Annotated in this window: 26 protein-coding genes and 3 pseudogenes; 17 read left to right on the top strand and 12 right to left on the bottom strand. The window is 34.7% G+C overall.

Annotation, left to right across the window (positions count from 1 at the left end):
• Positions 1–342: 342 nt before the first annotated feature.
• Positions 343–819 carry an ExeA family protein gene (locus tag HVS_RS14185; protein WP_242971591.1) on the bottom strand — a complete coding sequence of 159 codons (477 nt, stop codon included), beginning with the start codon at positions 817–819 and terminating at the stop codon, positions 343–345.
• The gene (locus HVS_RS14180) at positions 788–1,402 is read right to left on the bottom strand and encodes a hypothetical protein (RefSeq protein WP_101303379.1); all 615 of its coding nucleotides are present in this window, start codon (positions 1,400–1,402) and stop codon (positions 788–790) included. Before HVS_RS14180 ends, HVS_RS14185 begins: the two co-directional genes overlap by 32 nt.
• Positions 1,403–1,811: 409 nt before the next feature.
• Here HVS_RS14180 and HVS_RS14175 point away from each other — a divergent pair, with 409 nt between their 5' ends.
• The 4 genes from HVS_RS14175 (at position 1,812) to HVS_RS14165 (ending at position 4,161) form a co-directional block, all read left to right on the top strand.
• The gene (locus tag HVS_RS14175) at positions 1,812–2,528 is read left to right on the top strand and encodes a type IV toxin-antitoxin system AbiEi family antitoxin domain-containing protein (RefSeq protein ID WP_242971590.1); all 717 of its coding nucleotides are present in this window, start codon (positions 1,812–1,814) and stop codon (positions 2,526–2,528) included.
• Positions 2,521–2,739, top strand: coding sequence for a nucleotidyl transferase AbiEii/AbiGii toxin family protein (locus HVS_RS17350; RefSeq protein ID WP_235827424.1), 219 nt, complete (start codon positions 2,521–2,523; stop codon positions 2,737–2,739). Before HVS_RS14175 ends, HVS_RS17350 begins: the two co-directional genes overlap by 8 nt.
• Complete coding sequence (locus HVS_RS14170; RefSeq protein WP_235827425.1) at positions 2,715–3,464, top strand: nucleotidyl transferase AbiEii/AbiGii toxin family protein; 750 nt, start codon at positions 2,715–2,717, stop codon at positions 3,462–3,464. Before HVS_RS17350 ends, HVS_RS14170 begins: the two co-directional genes overlap by 25 nt.
• Positions 3,465–3,723: 259 nt before the next feature.
• Entirely contained in the window at positions 3,724–4,161 is a 438-nt protein-coding gene (locus HVS_RS14165; protein WP_101303376.1) for a class I SAM-dependent methyltransferase, read from the top strand.
• Here the strand turns inward: HVS_RS14165 and HVS_RS14160 are convergent.
• Positions 4,137–4,387, bottom strand: a pseudogene (locus HVS_RS14160) (manganese catalase family protein). The gene HVS_RS14165 and the pseudogene HVS_RS14160 sit on opposite strands and share 25 nt — an antisense overlap.
• A 166-nt stretch (positions 4,388–4,553) precedes the next feature.
• Here HVS_RS14160 and HVS_RS17570 point away from each other — a divergent pair.
• The 8 genes and pseudogenes from HVS_RS17570 (at position 4,554) to HVS_RS14125 (ending at position 7,931) form a co-directional block, all read left to right on the top strand.
• Positions 4,554–4,679, top strand: a complete 126-nt coding sequence (locus HVS_RS17570; protein ID WP_268876571.1) for a hypothetical protein — start codon at positions 4,554–4,556, stop codon at positions 4,677–4,679.
• Positions 4,676–5,329: an ABC-2 transporter permease gene (locus HVS_RS14150; protein ID WP_101303374.1), complete on the top strand. Its 654-nt coding sequence runs from the start codon at positions 4,676–4,678 to the stop codon at positions 5,327–5,329. The genes HVS_RS17570 and HVS_RS14150 overlap by 4 nt, the downstream gene beginning before the upstream one ends.
• A gap of 35 nt (positions 5,330–5,364) precedes the next feature.
• Positions 5,365–5,784, top strand: a complete 420-nt coding sequence (locus HVS_RS14145) for a helix-turn-helix domain-containing protein (RefSeq protein ID WP_324455377.1) — start codon at positions 5,365–5,367, stop codon at positions 5,782–5,784.
• 124 nt (positions 5,785–5,908) lie between these two features.
• Positions 5,909–6,127, top strand: coding sequence for a DUF134 domain-containing protein (locus HVS_RS14140; RefSeq protein ID WP_423230885.1), 219 nt, complete (start codon positions 5,909–5,911; stop codon positions 6,125–6,127).
• Between the two features lie 43 nt (positions 6,128–6,170).
• Positions 6,171–6,338, top strand: coding sequence for a hypothetical protein (locus HVS_RS16615; RefSeq protein WP_157942946.1), 168 nt, complete (start codon positions 6,171–6,173; stop codon positions 6,336–6,338).
• Positions 6,293–6,450, top strand: a pseudogene (locus HVS_RS14135) (prevent-host-death protein); the annotation flags it as partial. The gene HVS_RS16615 and the pseudogene HVS_RS14135, both read left to right, overlap by 46 nt.
• 173 nt (positions 6,451–6,623) lie before the next feature.
• A pseudogene (locus tag HVS_RS14130) lies at positions 6,624–6,940 on the top strand (GNAT family N-acetyltransferase); the annotation flags it as partial.
• A gap of 460 nt (positions 6,941–7,400) precedes the next feature.
• On the top strand, positions 7,401–7,931 hold the full coding sequence (locus HVS_RS14125; RefSeq protein ID WP_101303368.1) for a ribonuclease H-like YkuK family protein: 531 nt from the start codon (positions 7,401–7,403) through the stop codon (positions 7,929–7,931).
• A 91-nt stretch (positions 7,932–8,022) separates the two neighbouring features.
• Here the strand turns inward: HVS_RS14125 and HVS_RS14120 are convergent, their stop codons facing one another.
• The 7 genes from HVS_RS14120 to HVS_RS14090 form a co-directional block, all read right to left on the bottom strand.
• Complete coding sequence (locus tag HVS_RS14120) at positions 8,023–9,681, bottom strand: BatD family protein (RefSeq protein ID WP_101303365.1); 1,659 nt, start codon at positions 9,679–9,681, stop codon at positions 8,023–8,025.
• Positions 9,671–10,678, bottom strand: a complete 1,008-nt coding sequence (locus HVS_RS14115; RefSeq protein WP_101303363.1) for a tetratricopeptide repeat protein — start codon at positions 10,676–10,678, stop codon at positions 9,671–9,673. The genes HVS_RS14120 and HVS_RS14115 overlap by 11 nt, the downstream gene beginning before the upstream one ends.
• Positions 10,675–11,637, bottom strand: coding sequence for a VWA domain-containing protein (locus HVS_RS14110; protein WP_101303362.1), 963 nt, complete (start codon positions 11,635–11,637; stop codon positions 10,675–10,677). The genes HVS_RS14115 and HVS_RS14110 overlap by 4 nt, the downstream gene beginning before the upstream one ends.
• Positions 11,638–11,673: 36 nt before the next feature.
• Positions 11,674–12,645 carry a vWA domain-containing protein gene (locus tag HVS_RS14105; protein WP_235827426.1) on the bottom strand — a complete coding sequence of 324 codons (972 nt, stop codon included), beginning with the start codon at positions 12,643–12,645 and terminating at the stop codon, positions 11,674–11,676.
• Entirely contained in the window at positions 12,642–13,502 is an 861-nt protein-coding gene (locus tag HVS_RS14100) for a hypothetical protein (protein WP_101303360.1), read from the bottom strand. Before HVS_RS14100 ends, HVS_RS14105 begins: the two co-directional genes overlap by 4 nt.
• Positions 13,499–14,320, bottom strand: a complete 822-nt coding sequence (locus HVS_RS14095; RefSeq protein WP_101303358.1) for a DUF58 domain-containing protein — start codon at positions 14,318–14,320, stop codon at positions 13,499–13,501. The genes HVS_RS14100 and HVS_RS14095 overlap by 4 nt, the downstream gene beginning before the upstream one ends.
• 159 nt (positions 14,321–14,479) lie before the next feature.
• The gene (locus HVS_RS14090; protein ID WP_459562255.1) at positions 14,480–15,457 is read right to left on the bottom strand and encodes an AAA family ATPase; all 978 of its coding nucleotides are present in this window, start codon (positions 15,455–15,457) and stop codon (positions 14,480–14,482) included.
• 306 nt (positions 15,458–15,763) lie between these two features.
• Here HVS_RS14090 and HVS_RS14085 point away from each other — a divergent pair, with 306 nt between their 5' ends.
• The 3 genes from HVS_RS14085 to HVS_RS14075 all read left to right on the top strand — a co-directional run bounded on the left by HVS_RS14085 (position 15,764) and on the right by HVS_RS14075 (position 20,058).
• The gene (locus tag HVS_RS14085) at positions 15,764–16,534 is read left to right on the top strand and encodes a hypothetical protein (protein WP_101303354.1); all 771 of its coding nucleotides are present in this window, start codon (positions 15,764–15,766) and stop codon (positions 16,532–16,534) included.
• Between the two features lie 137 nt (positions 16,535–16,671).
• Positions 16,672–17,055, top strand: coding sequence for a zinc ribbon domain-containing protein (locus HVS_RS14080; protein ID WP_207654779.1), 384 nt, complete (start codon positions 16,672–16,674; stop codon positions 17,053–17,055).
• Between the two features lie 261 nt (positions 17,056–17,316).
• Positions 17,317–20,058 carry a carbohydrate-binding domain-containing protein gene (locus HVS_RS14075; RefSeq protein WP_207654778.1) on the top strand — a complete coding sequence of 914 codons (2,742 nt, stop codon included), beginning with the start codon at positions 17,317–17,319 and terminating at the stop codon, positions 20,056–20,058.
• Between the two features lie 55 nt (positions 20,059–20,113).
• On the opposite strand, the gene HVS_RS14070 is transcribed toward HVS_RS14075, so the two are convergent.
• Positions 20,114–20,842 (bottom strand): hypothetical protein, encoded by a 729-nt coding sequence (locus HVS_RS14070; RefSeq protein ID WP_101303352.1) that lies wholly within the window; start codon positions 20,840–20,842, stop codon positions 20,114–20,116.
• A 329-nt stretch (positions 20,843–21,171) separates the two neighbouring features.
• Here HVS_RS14070 and HVS_RS14065 point away from each other — a divergent pair, with 329 nt between their 5' ends.
• Both HVS_RS14065 and HVS_RS14060 read left to right on the top strand, forming a co-directional pair.
• Positions 21,172–21,720, top strand: coding sequence for a DJ-1 family glyoxalase III (locus HVS_RS14065; protein WP_101303350.1), 549 nt, complete (start codon positions 21,172–21,174; stop codon positions 21,718–21,720).
• Positions 21,721–21,738: 18 nt separating this feature from the next.
• A complete protein-coding gene (locus HVS_RS14060; protein WP_101303348.1) occupies positions 21,739–22,749 on the top strand; it encodes a nucleoid-associated protein in 1,011 nt (336 codons plus the stop codon).
• 10 nt (positions 22,750–22,759) lie between these two features.
• Here the strand turns inward: HVS_RS14060 and pdxR are convergent, their stop codons facing one another.
• Positions 22,760–24,226, bottom strand: a complete 1,467-nt coding sequence (gene pdxR, locus HVS_RS14055) for a MocR-like pyridoxine biosynthesis transcription factor PdxR (protein WP_101303346.1) — start codon at positions 24,224–24,226, stop codon at positions 22,760–22,762.
• Positions 24,227–24,263 lie beyond the last annotated feature (37 nt).

Genomic DNA, 24,263 nt, shown 5'->3' with positions numbered 1-24,263 from the left:
TAAGGCTTTGTATGTAAATTTTCAAATTAAATTAGATAATATTTTCAAATTATTTTAGGACAATTTTACCACAAATTAGTGAATATTTTCAAATTAAAATAGGAACGCGATAATCAAATTTTCAAATTCCTAGGATTCAAAATAAAATTTGAAAAAATAAGTATTGCATAACACTTTCAAATTTGTATAATAAAAATGAGCAGATTAACTGCTCTTAAAAATTTTAATCAAAATATTGATAATAGAAAACTTTTAAGTATAAATTCAATAAGTTCACAACAATCATTACTTAAACGGTTGATAAGCGTTGGACTAAGGCTGCCGGTTAAAGATAAAAGTATTTTAGATATCAAAATTTTTTTGTCCTTGGTATACGATTTCTTCATCTATATGTTTTTGCTTTATTGAACAAGCATACATAAGGCTTGAGGTTGCAAGGCTGTTAACAAAGCGGGGTACGCCTTTTGATGCAGAATAAATAGCTTCAATTGCAGCCTGGGTAAATATATTTTCATGTAAACCGGCACACTTTAGCCTTGTAAAAATATAGTCTGAAAGTTCTTCAGGCTTTAACCCCTGCATTACGTATTTTACGGCTATACGCTGCTTTAAAGGTGCATTTACCGCTAACTGTAATTTGTTCCTGATTTGCGATTGCCCCGACAATATTAATATAAAAGGATTTTCAAAGTCCATTTTAAAGTTAAATAAAAGCCTTAATTCTTCAAGTATGCTGTTTGACAGCATCTGTACCTCGTCAAGGATAATAACCGGAGTAATTTTTTGATTATAGTACAAAGACATTATTGCTTGTTTCAAGAAATGTTTTGGCGGTAGCTTGATAGTATTTTTGAGAGAATAGTTGAATGTTGGGGAATTCTCTTACTACTATTGCTAAAACGTTTCTTGCTTTTTCTGTGTTTCCAAGAGTTTCATCCGGTAATTTCACTTTGTGTATTATTTGTCTTAATCCACTTTGTATTGTATTGAGATTTTTAATGAATTTTTTTCTGTAATGGTATAGAATTTGCCTTGAAAACTGTACGTTGTTTTTTAGATTTAGTTGGTTTATAACTGAATTAATACTACCTTTACGATAAAATAAATTATATATGTATTCAAAAATATGATTTACTGCATTAATAAATCCGGGTAAACAAAAGTTAGGAATATATGATATGGTGCATCCACATAGAGGACATATATAGCGTCTGATTACTATTTTCCCTTTATATTCTTTTGAGTAATAATATCTTTCATAGAAGCCATGTTTGCGGAAACTAACTAATTTATTGCATTTTGGATTGTGACATCTTTTAGTTGGTGGCGGTGGAAAAGGATAATTTCTCCCAAGTTTAATATATTCATGAATTCCTTCATGAACATTGAAGATATATTTCATTTTTACATCACCCTCCACAATATATTATAAAAAATAATCCTACTGTAAAGTGAAAATATTTTTTCAAATTGCGGTAGGGTTAAAAATTTTTTTCACCTATTTTAATGTGATAAAATAAGGGTAGATTTACCTAAATTAAAATGAAAATCTACATCAAACTGATGCCTGAATTCAGCTGATAGAGAATAGAACTATTGTCCTAATTAAGAACCGTGTTTTCATATTCTTGTACTTTATTTTTTGAGTAAATTCCTTTACATATAAAGAAAAATTCGATATAATTAAAGTAACAAAAATAGACTTTTTAATATTGTTAAATACCTTTATATTTAAAGAAATTACAGCATAAATTAAAGAGGTGTCTATGTTGGTAGGATATACTCAGCTCGTAAAACTAAATACCTTTACGATGGATGATGTATACAAGCTTGTCGGAAATAAAAAGACTGCATCATCCCTTGTTTTTCGTTTGTCAAAAAAAGGTTTAGTGAAGAAAATCAGAAATAATTTATATACATGTATCAATGTAGCCGATGAACAGCCTGTAGCAACTAAATACCACATAGCTTGTGCCGTCAATAATACTGCTTATCTTTCGCATCATTCAGCTTTTGAGTATATGGGTATATCAAATCAGGTGTTTTATGAGATCTATGTTTCTTCTGAAAAACGCTTTGATGATTTTGAATTCAATGGGATAACGTACAAATATGTTTCATCGAAAATATCAAGTGGAGTTATGGAGCCTAAAAATACACAGGGAATTCGGGTTACCACACTGGAGCGTACAGTAGTTGACAGTATAAAAGACTTTGAAAAAATCGGAGGTCTTGAAGAGCTGCTAAATTGTATAGAATCTATACCATACTTGAATGAAAATAAATTAATCAAGTATTTGGATGCATATAATCTTCAGTTTTTATATCAAAAAGCCGGCTTTCTATTAGAACATTATAAAGACCAATTACAGTTATCTGACGAATTTATACTCTATTGCAGGAATAAAACCGGGAAAAGCACACGTTATCTGACGAAGGATAGTACAAAATATGTGAATGAATGGAGGTTGGTGGTTCCGGAATATATTTTTCAAATAACTGAGCAAGGAGGAAACTTTCTTGTTTAATTACGATAAAAGCTATATATCAAAAAGAGCTTCTGAATTTGGATTTGTAAGGGACACTTTGGAAAAGGTTTATCGTTTGGCAGATATTCTTGAATTTATAAACACTGAACCGAAGCTGAAAGGCAAATTGGCTCTAAAGGGTGGCACAGCAATTAATCTAACCATCTTTACCTTCCAAGGTTATCTGTGGACATTGACCTTGATTATTTAGTTAATGAAAGCAAAGAGGAAATGCTTCACAATAGGGAATTTATTAATACGACACTTGCAAGATTCATGGAACTTGATGGCTATAACCTAAGTCCTAAATCAAAAAAACCGCATAGTCTGGATTCGTGGGTATATGAATATGTGAATTTGGGAGGAAACAAGGATAATATTAAGATCGAAATTAATTATTCCTTGCGAGCACATGTATTTCCGGCACAGGAAATGCGAATAGTAACGGAACATTTTGAAAGCGAATACAAATTAAACTGTCTTAATGCCATTGAAATATTTGGAAGCAAGATTAATGCCCTTCTAAATCGTTGTGCTGCGAGGGATCTTTATGATACATATAACATGATAAAGTTTAAATTGTTTGATGAAATGGAAGAAGAACTTCTAAGAAAATGTGTAGTGTTTTATGCGGCCATTTCTGCAAAGGAAATTACTAAAGAGTTTAATACTGCAGCCATTGATAGCTTGACAAACTATAAAATAAAGACGGATTTGCTCCCAGTATTGACTAAACGGGATTCTTTTGATTTGGAAACTGCGAAGAAGGTTGTTAAGGATTATCTCTCCGAATTACTTGTTTTAACACCTTCAGAGAAAGAATTCCTTGATCACTTTGAAAAGAAAGTATATATACCTCAGGCATTATTTGACGATCCAGAGATTTTAAAACGAATAGAAAATCATCCTATGGCACTGTGGAAAACCAGGAGATAATTCAAAATTTTTATATGCATATAATTGGGAATTTAAGAAAGAAAATAAATAGGTTCTTAGGGAAAATGAAAAATCATTGACTTGTACAAAAATATAGTTATAAGAAAATTAGCAAATATAAATTTGTGGAGGACAAACACTATGCTTGAAAAAATGGGCGAGTTCTTTGACAAACGGCTGGAAGAATATGAAGAACATCAATTGAATTGTAATAGAATCAGCACGTGAATTTTATAAATACACAGCTAAGTGTCTTCCTATGCATTCCGGTTGTCGAGTTATTGATCTTGGCTGCGGAACAGAATTGGAGTTAGACGAATACTTTCCCTTGAACCCGTCAGCAAAGGTTACCGGAATTGATTTGGCTTCCGGTATGCTTAACAGACTGCGGGAAAAGCACAGCGATAAGAAATTGACTCTGATTCTTGGTTCATACTTTGATGTTCCCTTTGGAATTGAACAATTTGATGCGGCTGTTTCAGTAGAATCGCTGCATCATTTCACAGCGGATGAAAAGAGACCTCTATATCAAAAGTTACAGAAATCATTAAAGACTGATGGGTTTTTTATTCTTACGGATTACTTTTTCCTATCTGATGAGGAAGAGGTATTTCACAGAGAAGAACTGCTTTGCCTGAAGGCAGAACAAGATATTAAAGACAATGAGCTCTATCATTTTAATGAACCGGTATCCTGAATTCTGTTAAACGCTTCTCTAAACATAGTAATATGAGCTTCTTCACGGTTTAGTAAAAAGTCGATTATTTCCCTTACGCCTTTATCGTTGATTTGCCTATACAGATATTCGAAAAAACTTTTGCTCTCTGCTCTGCTGCGATATTGGACAATATGTCGGCTGCAAGGTCACCCGTCGCATTTACATAGGCAGCAGTCCATAAATAGCCTGATGCATTGCTTAACATAGGGGTAAGTCCTGTTAATACGTGTGCTTCTATATTACCAATTGTTGCATTCTTTGCATCGGGTACATGACCGTTAAGCATATTCGGCGAGTTGAAGAAAACTGGTGTTGCAATCTTCTTCTCTACGCACATTATTTCCGATATAGAAAAATGTGCGGATGATATTGTGTATATATCAGGAGGGAATATCATTGCTGCAATGCCAAAACCCGATTTTGTGACACAATTTTCAATGACAGGTGAAAATCTTGAGCAGACTTTTTTAAGACTGGAAAGAGGTGAGCTAAAATGATTAATTTATTAAGAAAAGAAATGAAGCTCAGTGCATCTGTGCTTTCCTATCTGTTTATTGCCTTTGGACTTATGTTTTTTCTTCCCGGTTATCCGATACTCTGTGGGGTGTTTTTTGTTACCCTTGGCATATTCTATAGTTTTCAAAATTCACGGGAAACGAACGATATTATTTATTCAATTTTACTTCCCATTGCAAAAAAAGATGTGGTAAAAGCTAAATTTCTGTTCTCATGTTTTATTGAATTGTGCAGCTTTGCTCTTATGGTCGCTGTAACCATACTGCGAATGACAATTCTTTCGGAATCATCCCTTTACAGAAATAATGCTTTGATGAATGCAACCCCATTTGCTCTCGGTATGGCCCTTGTGATATTTGGCCTGTTTAATTTTATATTCATCGGAGGCTTTTTTAAGACAGCGTATAAATTTGGGAAGCCTTTCATAATATACATTATAGCCGCCTTCCTTACCATCGGAATTGGAGAGACACTGCATCATTTTCCCGGACTTATGATGTTGAACGCATTTGGTTTTGAACATATAATACTGCAGCTGGGCTTATTGGGCATAGGTGTGCTGTGCTATGTTCTGATGACATTGCTTTCGTACAGGAATGCCTGTGAACGTTTTGAAAAAATTGATTTGTAAAGGAGTTTTATGCCATGCTGAAAGATAATTTGATTATGCTTCGCAATATGCACGGTTATTCTCAGGAAGAAATTGCGGAGAAAATAGGTATTTCCCGTCAGGCTTATGGTAAGTGGGAAAGCGGAGCTACCATTCCGGATATTGAAAAATGCAGCTGTCTTGCGAAGGTGTATGGCGTTACTATTGACAGCTTAGTTAAAACAGAAACGGCAGATGGTATCGGTATGATTCCCCCCGCACCGAAGGGAAAAAATATTTGGGGCTCTGTTACAATCAACGAGCGGGGGCAGATTGTCATTCCGAAAGCCGCAAGGGATAAGTTTGGGCTTACCGGTGGGCAGCGTCTGATTGTGCTAAGTGATGAAGAAGGTATTGCTCTTATACCCGCAGAAATATTTGAGTCCAAAATGAAGGCCATATTGAAGTTTGGATCTATGAAGAGGGATGAAGAATAACCTGCCAAATACTCTGTACGGCATATCAATACAAGGAAATTCGGGCATTCAATTCAGCGGATTGGCTGTCTGAAAACAGTTGATAGAAAAAATTTCTTGATTGGCGTATTTTTTTAAAATAGATATTGACATACGTCAAAATGAGGGTATAATATACAAGTTTGGTCCTCTTGATCTAAATGTGGATGTTGCGCGTACTACTGTTCAGGGCATTTACGCTGAAGCCAGAAAAAAGATAGCCGAGTCTTTGGTAAACGGCAAGGTACTCTTAATAGAAGGCGGGGAATACAGGCTGTGTGAAGGGTTTGGAAAAGGATGCGGACGAGGTTGTCGTTTGATATAGACTGTATTAAAATAACAATCTGAAAAAGGAGCTGAGACTATGAGTGAAAATTGCAACAAAAGCTGCAGCAGTTGATCGGAGAACTGCGCAGAAAGAGAGGAAAAGAAAAATGATTTTTCCGATTGTTCCTTCTATATCAAAAGGCAACACCACCGGAGAAACTTTTTTTTCACCAACAACGGCGAGGGTGATCTCGTGGTTATGGATATAGAGGTTTTTACCCGTCGAGAAAAATGCTGAAGCTACGGGAAGAACTGCTGGCAGTTGAGGAAGAACGCTTGGCTGGCCGTGTCGGAGTTACACCGGATGAATTGGACAGCTAACTCGAAAGTATTATTGACGAGGTGGAACATGTAAAAGGAGAAAAAGTATTTCCGACAGTGCCCGTCAATTCCCATTTCTTAAATTGATGATTAACAATATTTCATCAGCTTTATCTTTAGCAGTGACGAATATGTAAATGTTTCTTATAATTTATAGGGGGGTGTCTTCTTATATGAAAATAAGGAAAGTATTAGAAAATAAGAAAGCATATATAGACTTGCTTTTATTGGCTGATGAGCAAGAAAGCATGATAGACAAGTACCTTGAACGTGGTGAAATGTTTGTTCTGGACGATGACGGAGTTAAAGCTGAATGTGTGGTTACAAAAGAGGGAGACGGTATTTATGAAATTAAGAGCATTGCGGTTAAGCCTGATTGCCAGCGAAAGGGTTATGGAAAAAACTGATAGATTTTCTGTTTTCACATTATACCGATTGTAAATTAATGCTTGTGGGAACGGGTAAAGTTCCTTCTACGCTCAACTTTTATTACAGAAGTTTATTAACTATGGAAAAAAGATTGCCATTGAGGGAAGCCTGGCTATGCAGCATCGGTTGATGAGTTATTGCCGTATAGCACAATATGTTACCTGAAAAAGTTTATACACCCATGCCTAAAAAAGAACTGGAAAAGTATGCCTGGGAGGAAGAAGAATGAAAATCGGGAAACACACATCGTTTATGATAGATTTTATTAAGGATTTCATATTAGTCATATATTTCCAAGGCCCTGTTTATTGATTTTATAATGTCAGTATGTTACTATAGAAATATAATTTTTTGAAAGGAAGATAATTGGTATGAGGGAAAAAAGATATTACAGACGTGTTTTAGTGCGACGGCGGTACCCTCATGTCTTTTTTAGCCTTAATAAATCAGAATTCTAAAAACCCTGTGACTTTTTGTGTCATGGGGTTTTTTTCTATTAATCAAAGGAGGGAAGTTTACTTATGTCATCAGGAAGTAATATACTCTTCGATGAAACAACTGTATTTAGAAGCTTGGGGAAAGGTGAGCTTACATTTAAAGAAGCTTTTGATGAAATATTAAACTATATAAAAGCTGATAAAAACAGTTCGTATAAAATATCTATAGGAACTGATTCCCAGGTTAGCGGCAAAACCTATTTTGTGACATGCATTCATGTTCACAGGGTGGGGAAGGGGGCTATAGGCTTTTTGCATAAAAGTGTGCTGCAAAGACCTATTAGAAACTTGCGGGAAAAAATATATATGGAAACTTGTATAACTCTTCAATTGGCTTATTTATTTGATGAAGAAAGAATTGGCATGATATATGACGCATTGGGTAAAAAAGGGATAACATTTGAGTTTCATATTGATATAGGCAGGAAAGGTGAAACCAAAGTGCTTATAAATGAAATGGTGGGTATGGTTAAAGGGCTGAATTTTGTGCCTAAAATAAAGCCGGATAGCTTTTGTGCCAGCTGTTTTGCCAACAGGTACACAAAAGCTATATAACATTTACCAATAATAAAGTTTTTAAATAATTAAGTTTTAAATAATAAATGTTTTAAAATAAAGGCTTAAATAATAAATGCTTTAAATAAATTTACCTTTTAAGTTTTGAAAGGGCTTTATAAACTTCATGTATTTTTCCTTTAACAGTGGAAATATCACTGTTTTTACCCTCAACACAGTCAACAACTTCAAGTACACTATTTGAAATGCCATATGGGGATAGCTTTTCCTTTATTGCTGCCCTGGTGCCGGCTTTTATACTTAGATTAAAACAGTATTTTATCATGTCGTTAAATACATTATAAATTTCTTCAATGCTAGTGGATTTCTTTATTTTTTTGTACATAATCCCCAAATTTTTGTCGCCTTTCTTTTTAGAAATAGTTATAAAAATTATAGAAAGCACAATAATTGCTAAAAGAGAAAGTGCAATTAATACAGTATACAGCATACTTTTTTTAAGTTTTATTGTCATATATCCATTGTCTTTATTTTTATAGCTGATTTGCTCTATTTTAATTTGTTCCACATCAGCTGAAGCCGGGGCATCGTAGCTTTCCCGGGACTGGGGCATGTTGCCGGTTACCGTAATGGTTGCACCGGGAATTTCCAGATTTTTATAAGTTTTAGTCCGGGTATCAAAATAATTTATATTTATAGGCGGAATTTCAAGCTCTCCTGTTTTTTCCGGTACAAGTATAATTTCAAATTCTTTTTTGGAGAAATATTTATTATCTTCCACCCCTTCTTCAGAATTCTTTTCTGTTTCATATACAGAAAACCCGGGTATTTCATCTTGAATTATATTCTTAAAGTTTTCCAGGTCACAATCTCCGGACAAAGTCACTTCCAGGGTAAGTGAGTCTTTAATGTCAATTTGCTGCTTTGTATAATTGGAAGTTATATTTAAGTTGCCCACCAGGCCGGAAAAATTAGCAGGTTTGTTGTCCGTTGGAAGGGGATTAACTTTTAATTCTACAGGTTCAGTCTCTAAATAATAAGGTTTTGAAGAATCAAAGAAACCGCCGGTACTTACATTAGCCTGGAAAGTGTACTGGGGTATTTCGAATGAGCCTGCTTTAATGGGTGTAAGAAAAATTTGCTTTACAATGTATTTTACATACCTCTTTCCATTAATGTACAAAAAATCATAGGACAAGTTATCATTTTCAATTTCTTGTGTAATAAAGCTGTCTAGTTTAATATCATCTAAAAAACCAAGCCTTTCTATATTAAAACGTGAATAAAATTCATAAGTGAGGACCGCCTTTTGTCCGTAATATATTTCATTTTCAGACAAAACGGTTTTTATAAAGAGGTCTTTTGCTTCCTCTTCTTCAGCCGGGGGAGAATCAGTTACAGTAACCGTTAACTCATTAGTCTCGTATATGCTGCCATTGTATCTTATTTTTGCCACAAGGGTAAACTCTCCGGTGAATTTTGGTATTATAACATGCCTGTAAGTTCTTGTATGTGTTACCTGGGAGTTGATAATTTGAGTGCCGTCTGAAGTACTTGTTGAGACAATTCTAAAATTGTCTATGCCTTCGATATCTACAATTTCAGCATTTTGAGCATTGACAATGGAAACTGCCAAAGTAGTGCTTTCCCCCCTGCTTAATTTTAAAGAGTCAATATCAAGCCTGAATTCCGGGGTATTTCCCCACACAGGTATATTAGCTGCCAGAAGAAAAGTAATTAATAAAGTTGTTATAAAAACTATTTTAAAATTTGTTTTTTTACCAGCCATATTTTGATTCCTCACCTTCTATTACAATTCCCTGATTATTTTTAAGACTTTCTTCTTCAAGTTTTTCCAGCATTTCTAAAACTCTTAGCACCTGTTCCGGATCCTCAATTTCCCTTCCATGGGCATCTTCCCTTCCAGGCATATTTTCACTGTCTCCGGCATCTTCTTCCTGATTTCCCGATTCATTTTCGCTGCCGTCGGCATCTTTCTCTTGGTTTCCTGATTTGTTTTCGCTGCCTCTGGTATCTTCCTCCTGGCTTCCTGATTCATTTTCACTGCCATCGGAATTTTCCTCACCGCTTTCGGATTCGCTTTCACTGTCATTATTTTCTTCATTTCCGGTTTGATTTTCACTCTGTTCCTGACCTTCATTTTCCTGCTGTTCTTCCGGATCTTCTTGATTTTCACCATTTTGTCCATTTTCTTGATTGTCCTTTTTATCCTGATTGTCCTGTTCCTCCTGATTATTTTCTTCTTGCTGTTCATTTTGGGATTCTTGAAGGTCTTCTATTAATTTTTTCACATATTCATAATTATACTTTATATCAACATTGTCAGGAAATTCCACAATCCCCTCTTTATAAAACTCTAAAGCCTCCCTGTAGTACTGCATTTTTTCAGAAGGCTCTGTTGCTTTTTCACCTAACTTAAAGGCAGAGTTTCCTGACTTTAAGTATTTTTCCAATTGGGAGGGGGTTTTTTGATAATACTCCAGAGCCTCCTGATAATTTTCAAGTCTGTATTCACAAAGACCACTGTTAAAATTAAGCTTATCCCGGGCAATTTCTTTTAATTTGCCTTTATTGTAAGTATCCAAACCTTCCTGATAGGTATTCAGGGCATTTTGGTAGTCTTCTTCCTTATAAAGGGAATTACCCTTTGCCAGCACTTTATTTAATGAATTGGTAATGTCACTAAACTCTAAAAAATGTGCGGCAAACACCAGTATTGATAAAATTCCTGATACAATAAAGGTGGATAACAATATTTTTTTCATAAAATCCTCCTTTCCGGCAGAAGATAACCTATTGTAAAAAGCAGAATTCCTGCTGCTAAAAAGGGTTGGTAAAGGAGTTTGTACCTTCTTATTTTTTCTGTTTTAGTAGTGCTTCTTTTTAAAGAAGCCATATCTTTTATTAAATTAGAGCCGTCATTTTCATAGTAAAAACCATTTCCTATTTGGGCCAGTTTCTTTAAATTGTCAGAATACAAGGATGAGGTAACAAAATTGCCGTCCAAATCCTTCATATACCCTGTTGTTTTTTGATCATTATCATCATAAACAGGTATTAAACCGCCTTTTTCAGTGCCTATGCCTATTGTGTATATTTTAAAATTTTCATCACTAATCTGCTGCGCTGCTTTTATACTGTCTGTTTCATGTTCTTCCCCATCGCTTATAATTATTATGACTTTGTCAGAAGAAGCGGTTTTTTCAAAGGATTTGTAAGCTAATTTAATTGCAGCTTCTATATTTGTACCCCCGCCGCCAATCATATTTGTATCAATTACATCCAAAAACATATTTGCCAGATTATAATCATCTGTTAAAGGCATTTGTATATATGCATCGGAGGAAAAGGGGATAAAGCCTATCCGGTCCCCTTCAAGCTTGTCAATAATATCTTTTATTATCTTCTTTGCCCTGCTGATTCTGTTTGGCTGGATATCCTCAACCAGCATACTTTTTGAAGTATCAATTAAAACATATATATCAAGACCTTCTTTTTTCAGTTCTAAAAGTCCCTGGAAGGTCTGAGGTCCCGTTAGGGAGTATACAACCAGCATAAGCCCTAAGGTTATGAGTATACTTTTTAAAAATTTAAATTTTAAAATGACTTTTATATTCATTGCATTTAGTATTTTTTCTTTTTTCCTGTAAGCTAAAATTAACAAAATCAAAGCAAGTATAGGAACAAGTATAAAAACAATATTATAAGGATATTTATAGTTCATAAATCTAAAAAGCCCTCCCTTATCAAAATCAGCCTTTTAAGGAATTTTTGTATAATAATACTTATCAAAGAAAATACCAAGTAGCAGCAGTAAAAGGCCTGTTATTGCGAACATAACATAAAGCTCCATATATTGTATAAAATCATCTTTTTCAAATTCACTCTTTTCTAGCATGTCTATAGTTTCAAAAATCTGCTCTAAAGCTTTTGGGTCTTTGGCACGGAAATACTGTCCTCCTGTTTCTTCCGCAATTTCTTTTAGAAGCTCTTCATCAAAACCCCCGTCATATGCTTGCCTGCGTACTCTTCCAAAAATATCTGTCACCTCTACAATGGTTTTGTCACTTCCCACACCTATTGTGTATATTTTAATACCCATATCTTTTGCAAGCTGGCTTGCAGTGTAGGGATTAATTTCCCCTGCATTGTTGTCGCCGTCTGTTAAAAGAATTATTATCTTGCTCTGGGAATCACTTTTTTTTAGCCTGTTAATTCCCACTGAAATAGCCATTCCTATAGCTGTACCGTCTTTGTTCAGGGAATCAAAAGTTACTTCATTTAAAGACTGTGTTAATATGTCGTGGTCTAAAGTCAGTGGTATTCTTGTATGTGCGGTGCCTGCAAAAATTATAAGGGCTATCCTGTCATTAACCCTTTCCTTTATAAATTCATTAATGGTTGCCCGGGCAACTTCTAAACGGTTTGGTTCAAAATCCACAGAACTCATGGAACTTGATATATCAAGGGCTATTGCAATGTCAATCCCCTTTTGGTCTATGGGTATGGTTTCCTTTTGCAGCTGAGGTCTTGCTAATGCAAATATAAGAAAGACAAGACCTGCCGCTATAAGATACTTTCCTAGTTTGTGTTTAAAAGTATCTTTTTTTGCTGAAGCCTTAAGAAGCTTTACACTTGAAAATTTTAATGCACTTTTCTTTTGTTTTCTAAAAAATAAATATATGACTAAAGGTATTAAAAGCAGAAAATACCAACCGGCTAACTCTATCATACTTCTCCCTCTTTTGTTTTTTCTATTTTGCCAACTATCCCCATAAGGCTTTCAAACAATCTTTTTTTGTCCTCAGGTGCAGGGGTTTTGCCTGAAAATTTGAATATATCACATTCATAAAGCCATTCTTTTAAATTTTTTATAAAGGGGTCAATCTCTTTTATATTTTTAATTTCCCCTATAATTTCAGAAGAGGTTTTGCCCCTTATGGAATAGGAGTAGACATCTTCAATGTATTTTTTAAAACATTCCGTTAATTTTACAAGGTAAGCAGCATCGTTTGGTGAAAGAGCCCCGGTGTTTTTTACAAACAGCTGATAGGGGATGAGGGAAGCTGCTTTTTTTCTCTTTATAAAAGTAACTAAAAGCATAATGCCGCAAAGGAAAAAAACACAAGGAAATAAAAAGGCAGCATATCCGGCAATATTAAATTTTCCCCCTGTTTTTGGCTCAAAACTTCCCTCAAATATTCCCTCATTGTCTATTTCATCTAAAGTGGATTTTATATCAATTACAATTTCTTTATTGCCTACTTTAACAATTTTTTCACCGGGTTCAAAGCTCCGAATGGTTATTATATAACTTTCCCCGTCACTTTTTATATCAACTATATCGAACTCTTCAAATTTTTCCCGTAGCTCATCCTCTGTAATTGTACCGGAGGTTATTTTAAGTTCAATTAAATCCCCTATATAAATATTTCTTTCACTTTCCGCATTATCTTTACTTTCCGGAACCCCTTGAGTTTCTACAGTACCTTCAATACCGGCAGTATCCTCACTTTCTGCTGCGGCAAAAAACGGAACAAAAAACAAAAATACAATAACAATCAAAAAAACTATTTTTATCTTTTTCATCTGCGACTCCTTCTTTTAAAAAATTGTTTTAAAGGTTTTACGAAGTCTTCATCTGTGTAAATTTTAATATAGTTTGATTTGGGTAAATCTAAATGGTCTTTTGTTTTATACTGGTTTTTTGTATTGTCCAAAACAAAAATTTCACCTGTTTCTAAATCTTCAAAAGTAAAAACAGCCCCCTGGGGTATCACTTCTTCAGCCCTGTCCACAATGTGTATTAAAACCAAGTCGTGATGCTTGGAAGTAATTTTTAAATCCTTTTCAAATCCCTGGTCTAAAAAGTCTGAAATTAAAAAAATAACGCTTCTTTTTTTCTCAATCCGGTTAAAGTGCTGCAGGGCATTTGACAAATTAGTGCCTTTTAGTTCAGGTTTAAAATCCAAAATATTTTCAATTATTGATAACACATGTTTTTTTCCACTTTTAGACTGAATATATTTTTCAACTTTTTCAGTAAAAAGAAGCATTCCAACTTTGTCATTATTTCTTATTGCAGAAAAGGCAAGAGTTGCACCTAATTGGGCAATTAACTCCATCTTTTTTCCAAAACTATTGGAATGAGACATATCTATTAAAAGAAATACATTTAATTCCCGCTCCTCTTCAAACTGCTTTATATAGGCTTTATTATGCCTTGCAGTGACATTCCAGTCTATATTTCTAACATCATCTCCGGGATAGTACTCCCGTATGTCTTCAAATTCCATACCTCTTCCCCTGAAGCCTGAGCGGTACTCCCCTGAAAATATCTCTTCCGCCAGTTTATTTGATATTATCTCAATACGCCGTATTTTTTTTATCAGTTCTTTAGAAGTCATATTAAATCTCCTGCCCTATTATATTTAAGCCTGTATTTAATATTTAACCAACACTTAATTTAACACTTAACATTCTGTGAATTTTAATATAAAATCTTTAATACAACAAAATCTTTAATACAAAATTTAAATAATACAAAAATTTAACACAAATTGAATTTAAGGCAAATTAACTTTTTCTAAGATTTGTGTGATCAAATCTTCAGAGGTAATATCCTCTGCCTCTGCTTCATATGACAATAAAATTCTGTGTCTTAAAACATCGTACACTACGGATTTAACATCATCAGGTATGACAAAATTCCTGCCTTCCATGAAAGCTTTACACTTAGAGGCTTTAATGAGGCTTATGGAAGCACGTGGGGACGCCCCGCATGCAATGTATATATTTTTCTCCCTTGTCATAAATATAATATCCAACACATAATTTTTAATATTTTCATGCACATATACCTCATCAATAAGGTTTCTAAGCTGCATTATGGTGTCGTGGGATAATATTTTCCTCAAAGGAGGTTCATTTACCCTGTCTTTAGAAAAGCGTTCAATAATTTGCTTTTCTTCTTCCCTTTTTGGATATTCTATTTTAAGTTTTAGCATAAACCTGTCCTGCTGGGCTTCAGGAAGGGGGTATGTACCCTGCTGCTCAATAGGGTTTTGAGTTGCAATAACTAAAAAAGGTTTGTCAAGGCGGTAAGTCACATCACCAATTGTAACCTGGTTTTCCTGCATTGCCTCTAAAAGAGCAGACTGTACTTTAGCAGGTGCACGGTTTATTTCATCTGCCAGCAGGATGTTGGTGAAAATGGGGCCTTTTTTAATTACAAATTCCCCTGTTTTTTGATTATATATTTCAGTTCCTAAAATATCTGCAGGAAGTAAATCGGGGGTAAACTGTATTCTTTTAAAGCCAATTCCGATGGTTTCTGCCACAGTATTTGCAGTCAGTGATTTTGCAAGTCCGGGAATACCTTCTAATAAAATATGCCCCCCTGTTAAAAGCCCCATGATTATCCTGTCAACCATATATTCCTGACCAATTATGACTTTATTTATTTCAGCCCTTAAAGAAGTTATCAGTTTTCCTTCTTCCTCAAAACTTTTAACTTGTACCTGTGCGTTTTCCACTTTTTTCAGTCCTTTCTATACACCAATTATATACATCAATTTTATATACTAAATTAAATAAAATTTCTATTCCAAAATATTATTTTAGAATAGAAAAGCATTCATAAAATATTAAATAAAATTGTATATAAAACCATGTATAAATAAAAGAGTAATTTTATTGACTTCAAGATTTATTCTAAATTATTTTTTTGAAGTATGTGTGAATAAAATGTAAATTATATTTTTTTATCATATCCATGGTTAACGATTGAATAGCAAGTTTAAATATGGTAAAATAAAGTGAAAAACAAAACAGATTTTAGGTGATTTAATTTGGACGAATTTACAAGGGAAAGAGAACTTGATGGGAATGGGAAAGACAAAGAGAATTATAATTTAGTTGAGAGAAGTCTTGAACTCAGTGAGGAGAAAAGCCCCCCAGGATTACTCAAAAAAGTAATATACCTAATGCTTATAATTTTTATAGGTGTTTCCATTGTTGTATTAGCTGGTCTTTTTATATCTGATTTCACCAACAAGGATCCTCTCATTTCACAGTTTAGCACATATGAAAAACCTATGATAAAAAAGACTCCTCTAGGTGAACCTTTTACAATAAATAAAGAGGGTATTGAGTATAAAATTGTGCCATTGGCTGATTACAGGATTTTTGGACGCATGCTGGCGAAAAACAGGTATCCTGATGGTTTTGACCTTGCCGTTCCAATTGCACCCTATGATATCGGTATAGCCCATGGTAGATTGGCATTGCATTCAAGTATAGAGCTTTTTGATTTTAGTTTTGGAGACAGATGCTTAATCTACAGTTATGATGCTGTAGACCATCCCTTCACTACTGAAGAAATGTATATGCATATAGATAATATTCATGCCATTCATGCAAATGACAGGATTTTAGAAGCCATAGAAAAGGTAAAAGAGAAGCAGTTTATTATATTGGAAGGGAAACTGGTAAAAGTAGACATTTTAGTAAAAGCCGGAGGCGAAAGAGCGGTTTGGGAAAGCAGCCTTGTTCAGGGGACAAATGAATGCAAAGTTATGTACATTACAAAAATAACTTTGGGTAATGAGGTATATGAGTAAAGCAAAAAACAACAAAATATGTTAAACCATAAACAAAGCCATAAACAAAACCGGAGGGTATTTATATAAGACGTTATTTTTTTATATAAAATAAATAAATTAATAAATAAATTTACACCAAAAAAGGAGGACTTATAATGAAAAAAATATGCAAAAATTGCGGCGCTTCAAACCAGCCTGCTGCAAAATACTGTAATAACTGTAATGAATCTTTAATCGGCAGCATGCTTAAGAGCGAGGATGAAAGCCTGCAAAGTGTTAGACCAGCAAATAATTATGCTTCTTTAGGGAATGATACGGTATCAATAGGTAAATGGTTGCTGGTAATGTTTTTGCTTACTATTCCGCTAGTAAATATTGGTACTTTATTTTACTTAGCATTTGTATCGCAAAACCAAAATCTAGAAAATTTTGGGAAAGCCGCTTTAATTTTAACAGTTATTTATTTTGTATTAACTATTGTATTTGTCATAATTGCGAGTATCTTTTTTGTTGAGATTTTAAAATCATTATCGTATTAATGTTATGACAGATTCAAAAGTTTCATGAGTATGTTGAATTTTAAATTTATTTGATGATATAATAACATCTGGATTGGAAAAATTCTATAAACTTCATTTAAGAATTATCTATGCACCACTTTCTTGCCATTCTTTATAAAAAGCTTTTAAATGCTTAAAAATTACCATAAGTCTTATAATGTATAATTTTATTATAAAGGAGGGTGCTTTTTCAAAAAAATTGTAAAACAACGTAAAAACAAAAAAATTTAGGGGGATGAAGTGGGAGAGTACGGTTATGCCACAGACCCGAGTGTAAAGGACCTGGTTTACAAAGGGATAGAATTGGCATTTGAAAATGATATGTATGTAATAGTGGACTGGCACGTTCATGCTCCGGGAGATCCAAGGGCTGAAGTATACTCAGGAGCATATGATTTCTTTGAAGAGCTGGCAGATTACTATAAAGACCATGAAAAATTTCACTACATAATCTGGGAGCTTGCAAATGAACCAAGTTCCAACAGCAGCGGCGGCCCCGGTATTACAAATGATGAAGAGGGCTGGCAGGCGGTAAAGGAATATGCAGAGCCTATTATAAAAATGCTCCGTGAAAAAGGGGATAACATTATAGTTGTTGGTAGCCCTAACTGGAGCCAAAGACCTGATTTGGCAGCAGATGACCCTATAGATGCTGAAAATATAATGTACACAATTCACTTTTATACAGGGACACATATGCCTGCAGATGAAGGGTATCCTGAAGGTACTCCAAGTTCAGAAAGACAAAATGTAATGAACAATGCCCGCTATGCAATGGAAAAAGGCCTTGCGGTAATTGCAACAGAGTGGGGTGTAAGTGAAGCAACAGGTGACGGCGGTCCTTATCTGGATGAAGCTGATATGTGGATTGAATTTTTAAATGCAAATAATATCAGCTGGATTAACTGGTCATTAACCAATAAAAATGAAATATCAGGTGCATTTGTTCCCTTTGAATTGGGAAAAACAGAGGCAACTCCTTTAGATCCGGGAGATGACCGGGTTTGGGCTGTGGAAGAGCTGAGCCTTTCAGGTGAATATATACGTTCACGCATTAAAGGTATTGAATATGAACCAATTGATAGAACTATCTTTACAAAGGTAATATGGGATTTTGATGATGAGACAACTCAAGGGTTTGTTTTAAATGCAGACAGTCCAATAGAAGTGGAACTTTCCAATGAAGAAAACGCACTTAAAATATCAGGGCTTGGTGAAAGCAATGATGTTTCAGACGGCAACTTCTGGGCTAATGCCCGTATTTCAGCAGATGAATGGGGAGGAGCCGTAGACATTTTAGGTGGTGAGGAAATATCTTTTGATATTATGCTGGATTCGCCTTCAACTGTATCCATTGCCGCTGTTTTACAAGGACCGGCAGCAGACTGGGCAAACCCTGCAAGGGCAATTCAAGTGACGGAAGATGATTTTGAAGAATTTGAAGGCACGTACAAAGCTACTTTAGTTATTTCAACAGAAGATGCTCCTTCTTTTGAGGCAATTGCTATGGACCCTGACGACAATACTTTGACAAATATTATTTTATTTATAGGAGCAGAAAATACAGATACCATCTATCTGGACAACATCACAGTTTCGGGGAAAATTGTTGAAATACCTGTAATTCATGATGAACTTGGAGAGGCAACACTTCCTTCTGATTTTGAAGACGGAACACGCCAGGGATGGAATTGGAATCCGGAGTCAGGTGTAAAAAGTGCACTGACCATTGAAGAGGTTAATGGTTCAAATGCTATCTCATGGGAGTTTGCTTATCCTGAAGTGAAGCCAAGTGACGGCTGGGCATCTGCTTCACGTTTGGAAATGTGGATGCCGGGAATGGTTCGCGGGGATAATGACTTTGTAGTATTTGACTTGTATATTGACCCAATCCGTGGGGAAGACCAGGGTTCTATGTTGATTAACCTTGTTTTCCAGCCACCTGAGGCAGGTTGGTGGGCACAGTCAACGGATGTTTTTAAAGTTGATTTCACCGCATTGGATGAAGCAGAAGTTACAGAAGAAGGTCTGTATCATTATGAAGTTCAAATGTCACTAAGAGACATTTTAAACATTGAAGATGACATGGAACTTAGAAATATAATTCTCATATTTGCTGAAGGGGACTATACCCTTTTTGCAGGAAGGCTGTATCTGGACAACATCAGGTTTGAAAAAGGAAATACAGTTGAAGTTGCAGAGTGCGAAGGAGGAACTGTAAAGGTCAGCAGATCCGTTGCACGTCCGGGAAATGTTATTGACATTACTGTAATTCCTGATGAAGGAATGAAATTAAAAGAAGGTTCACTAAAATACACTGACGGTGTTGAAGAGGTAATTATAACCGGAACAAGCTTTGTTATGCCTGATTCAGATATAACTGTATCTGCAGAATTTGAAGAAGCAACAGAAGCGGTACTTAAAGCTGAAAAGGTTGTTGTGGCAGGAGAAGAGTATAAAGTTACATATGGGTTAAAGGATGTAAAAGGAGTATATGCCCAGGACATAGTGCTAAGCTTTGATGGGGAAGTATTTGAATTTGTAGATGCTGAAGCTGCGGCTGAAGGTACGGAAATTATTGATACAATTCTTTTAGAAGAGGGCAAAGTAAGGGTTATTGCAGTAAACAGTGACGGATTTAACGGAGATGTTGAAGTGGTAAACTTTATACTTACTCCAAAGGATATAGATACTGATGTATATACTGACATTTCAATAAATGCAATGCTTGGCAAAGCTCCTTCAGGAGATGTTTTAAATGTTGAGGGTTCCTTAAAGTCAGTGAGGGTTGCGGTGACAGACCCTGCGGATGTTAACAGGGACGGCGTTATAAATGTTGGGGACCTGGCTATTGTTGTATACTACAACACAAAAAATTCAGACAGTGATGACTGGTTAGAGGCAAGAATAGCTGATGTAAACAATGACGGGGTTATAGACATACTTGATATAGCATATGTTGCAAGCAGGATTGTTGAATAAAAAAGGAAGGGCTTAAACCCTTCCTTTTTTATTTTATTGAAAAGCCATTGGGACTTTACTTTAGTTCAACTCTGGTTCCGTTAATATCAATGGATTCAACCGTTGAAACATATAAAGGCAAATCAGATGTAAATTTAATTTTAATTTTGTCATTTTCCATTCCGGATATAACTGAATCAAATTTACGGACGCTTCCGTTATTTAAATTTACAGCTACATCTATATTTTCTAAGGTGGCATCTTTATTTTCATTCCCTTTCAAAGTACCGGTTAAAGTTACTCCTAGCGGGGAAATTGATATATTATCTATTTGAAATGAATCTAAGTCTATGCTGCAGGGAAAACTTTTTTCTTCATTCACTGACTGCATTTCAAACGAAACTTTCCAATTTCCTGTTACATAGTTGCCGTTAGTTACAAAATGCCCTTTAAGTTTTGCATTTTCCAAGTCTAAATTTTGCACATCAAAAATATATTCCACATAATCCCTGCCATTTTTAGCAGTACCTGATTTGGTCACGCTGTAGTAAATGTTTCCGGAACTTATTTTTTTGTCAGAGATGTTATCAAAGTAAAAATATCCATGATCGTCAATATTGTCTTTTGACCACTTGGTTTGAATATGGAGCCTGCCGTCAATATAGCCGATATTTGAAATGTACATAAAATCTATTTTGGGAAGATGTATTTTCATTAAAAGTCTTTGGCCGTATGTATTTATGATATTTGAAAGTGCTTTTTCATCCCCTTTGGAAAAATCGGCACCTAAATTGCTTTCATCCATTAACAATCTCCTTTCTTTGTGAACTGAAAATGCATTTTCACCCCTGTAACGTAAAAAATTATTACTTTGTGACATTTAATTAAAAATATTATAAAAACAGATGAAAATTCTTTAATGATATAATGTTAACATATAGATAATTAATTTAGATGATTAATTTTGAAAATCAATATTTTGCAAAATTAATATACATTAAGAAAAATTCCTGCATTGAAATTAGGGTGATATATATTTATAATAGGAGTAGATAATTGGCATTTTGTTAAAACTTAAGCATGGATGCTTCTTTATGAGTCTTAAAAAAAATTATAGTTAAAGGAGTTTTTGTTATGAAGGCATATATTTTTCTGGCAGAAGGATTTGAAGAAATTGAAGCGGTAACTGCTATTGATACTTTAAGAAGAGCTGAAATTGACATTAAAGCTGTATCCATGTCAGAGAGCTTGGAAGTAAAGGGCTCTAGGGATGTTGTTTTAAAGGCGGATATTTCATTTGATGAAAAGCAATTGGAAGATGCCAATATGCTTATACTGCCCGGAGGTATGCCGGGGACCAAAAATCTTAAAAATGATGGCAGGTTGGCAGAATTATTAAAGAAAAGTGCAAAGGAAAATAAATATATTGCAGCTATTTGTGCAGCGCCAATGGTTTTAGGAAAACTAGGGCTGCTCTCCGGTAAAGAGGCTACCTGCTACCCGGGGTTTGAACCTTACCTTGAAGGGGCAAAAGTAAAAGACGAAAAGGTGGTTGTTGACGGAAAATTCATCACATCCAGAGGACCCGGTGTTGCATTGGATTTTTCATTAAAGCTGGTGGAGATATTGAAAGGAAAAGAACTTTCAGATAAACTAAGTAAAGATATGATTTATAACAATTGATTTTTGCGGGGTTGAAAAATGAGCGACGGGATTATAATAAAAAGGGCAGTTTTGCATGTTTTAGACTCAGAAGCATCCATGCCCGTTATATCTAAAGGTGAACTTGAAATAACAGAGGAGTTGTCAAATTATATATCAAAACATATACATAAGATTATAGACGACCCAAATACAAAAAAAGCAAAATTTATAGAGGATGATAATCCAATATATATAATGGTGGAAAGCCTTAATGAGGACAACTTTCTTTCAATGACGTCAAATATGGCAAATATTCTATTTGCATTTATGCAAAAAAATATAGACATTCCACCGGCAGATTTACTTTGTTGTATTTTTGAAGAGGAAGAAAAAGAGCATTTAGCAATTTTAAAGCTCAATTATAAATCTGCATTTACCCATTGGGTGAATAACTGTGAAGATGGCAATATAAACACAATTATAAGTTATAAAACGCTGCTTCCCCCTGAAAGCCAGAGGGTTGAAGAATGTGCATTAATAGATCTTTCTGATTATTCATTGAGGATTATTGAGAAAAAGTATGAGATAAACGGTGAAAAGGAATTTTATTTTAGCAAGTACTTTCTTAAATGCAAAAGTGATCTGTCTGTAAATGAAAAGCTTAAAATATTAGACAAAGTAACTAAGGACATAAATAAAAAGTATTTTGATGATGATTTTGAAAAAACCATGGAGATCAAAAAAGCTTTCTGTGAAAGCTTAGAGGAAAATGAGAGGATAGATATAGAAGATATTGCCCAAAAGGTTTATGACAGAAATTTAGAAATTAAAAATGAATACATGGAGGAAATATCAAAGTCAGGGCTTTATGAAAAAGAAATAGTGGTGCCTGAAAGATTAGTTGAGAAAAAATTCAGTATGCAGAAAATAAAGACAGATTCAGGCATTGAATTAAAATTTCCTTTAGAATTTCTAAACAGGACTGATAAAATTGAGTTTATAAACAACCCGGATGGTACGGTATCCATCTTAATTAAAAATGTAGGAAAGATTGTAACGGGGCGGTGAATTTCCCGCCTCATATTAATTTGCAGAGCTTTTCTATTCCTGCTTCTATTTTATCATCTTCAACTGCTGCAAAGCTAAGTCTTATGTTGTTTAGATTAGAAGAGGTGCTGCTAAAGAAAATTCTTCCCGGGGTAAAAACTATATTGTTTGAAGCTGCACGTTCTAAAAGGCTGTTTACCACACAGTTGTAGGGAAGCTTGAGCCATATATTAAGACCGCCTCCGGGTTTTTTGTAAGAAATATTGTCCGTTTTGTATTTTTCTAAAGAGTTAACTACTTTGGTGTAGCGGTTTTTATAAGTTTCATACATGGAATAAAAGTGCTTATGCCAAAATCCTTTTCGTATATAAAGGTCCAAAGCTCTTTGTATAAGTCCGGAAGTTGAAATGTCCGTTGCGTGCTTTGCACCTAAAATATGCTTTTTAAGATGGGGTGGAACCACCATAAACCCAAACCTTAAGCCGGGCATAAATATTTTAGAAAAACTTTTTATATATATTACCCTGCCGGACTTATCATAATATGCTACGGGCTTAAAGTTTTTATTTTCAAAATCCAGTTCGCTTACATAGTCATCTTCAATTATATATGTATCATATTTTTCTGCCAGCATAACCAGCTGTTTTCTTTTACTTTTTGAATAGGAGACACCTGTTGGGTTTTGAAAAGCAGGTATGGTATAAATAAGTTTTGGTCTGTGTTTTTTTAGGTGATATTCAAGTAAATTAAGGTTAAGCCCGTCTTCTTCTAACTCTACATCTGTTACCACAGCCCTTCTTGAATTAAAAACAGCAACAGCACCCCTGTATGTAGGACTTTCTGTTATGACATGGTCGCCGTCCTTTAAAAGGGTTTTTGAAATAATATCAATTCCCTGTTGTGCACCGGAAACTATTATTATATCATCTTCAGAACAATTGACACTATGTTCCTTAAGTAAGTTTGATATGGAAAAGCGTAAGGGCCGGTACCCCTGGCTGTCCTGATAGTTAAAGGCGTTTCCCATATCACGGTCTAAAACTTCATTTAAAACCAGTTTAAAATCCTCTACAGGAAACAGGTTTGAAGAAGGGGTGGCACTTGCAAAGTTAATGGTTTTCTTGTCAAACCTTATTTTGCTGGTTAGTATGGAAATATCTTCACCAGGGTAAATCTCATCCAGTATAACATTTTTATCTACATAGTCATATTTATTTGTATACTCTTTTTTATCAACTGGGGGCAGTACAGTGGATACATAGGTACCGCTGGACTTTTTTGCATATACATACCCCTTTAATTCAAGCTGCCTGTAGCAGTTTACTACAGTCACGGTGTTTACATCCAGCAAAGAAGCCATTTGTCTTATAGAAGGAAGTTTAGTCCGGGGCAAAAGAGTTCCCTTATCTATCATGCTGCTAATTACGTTAAAAAGCTGCATGTACAAAGGAGCGCCGGAATTTTTATCTAATTTAATTGATTTAAATAATTCAAGCATTTTTATCACCATGTAAATTATAGCATATGTAGAAGAT

Origin of the sequence: Acetivibrio saccincola, from assembly GCF_002844395.1 — a bacterium.
GTDB lineage: Bacteria > Bacillota > Clostridia > Acetivibrionales > Acetivibrionaceae > Herbivorax > Herbivorax saccincola.
Note: the sequence above shows the minus strand (reverse complement) of the source record. Positions and strands in the feature narration are given on the sequence as shown.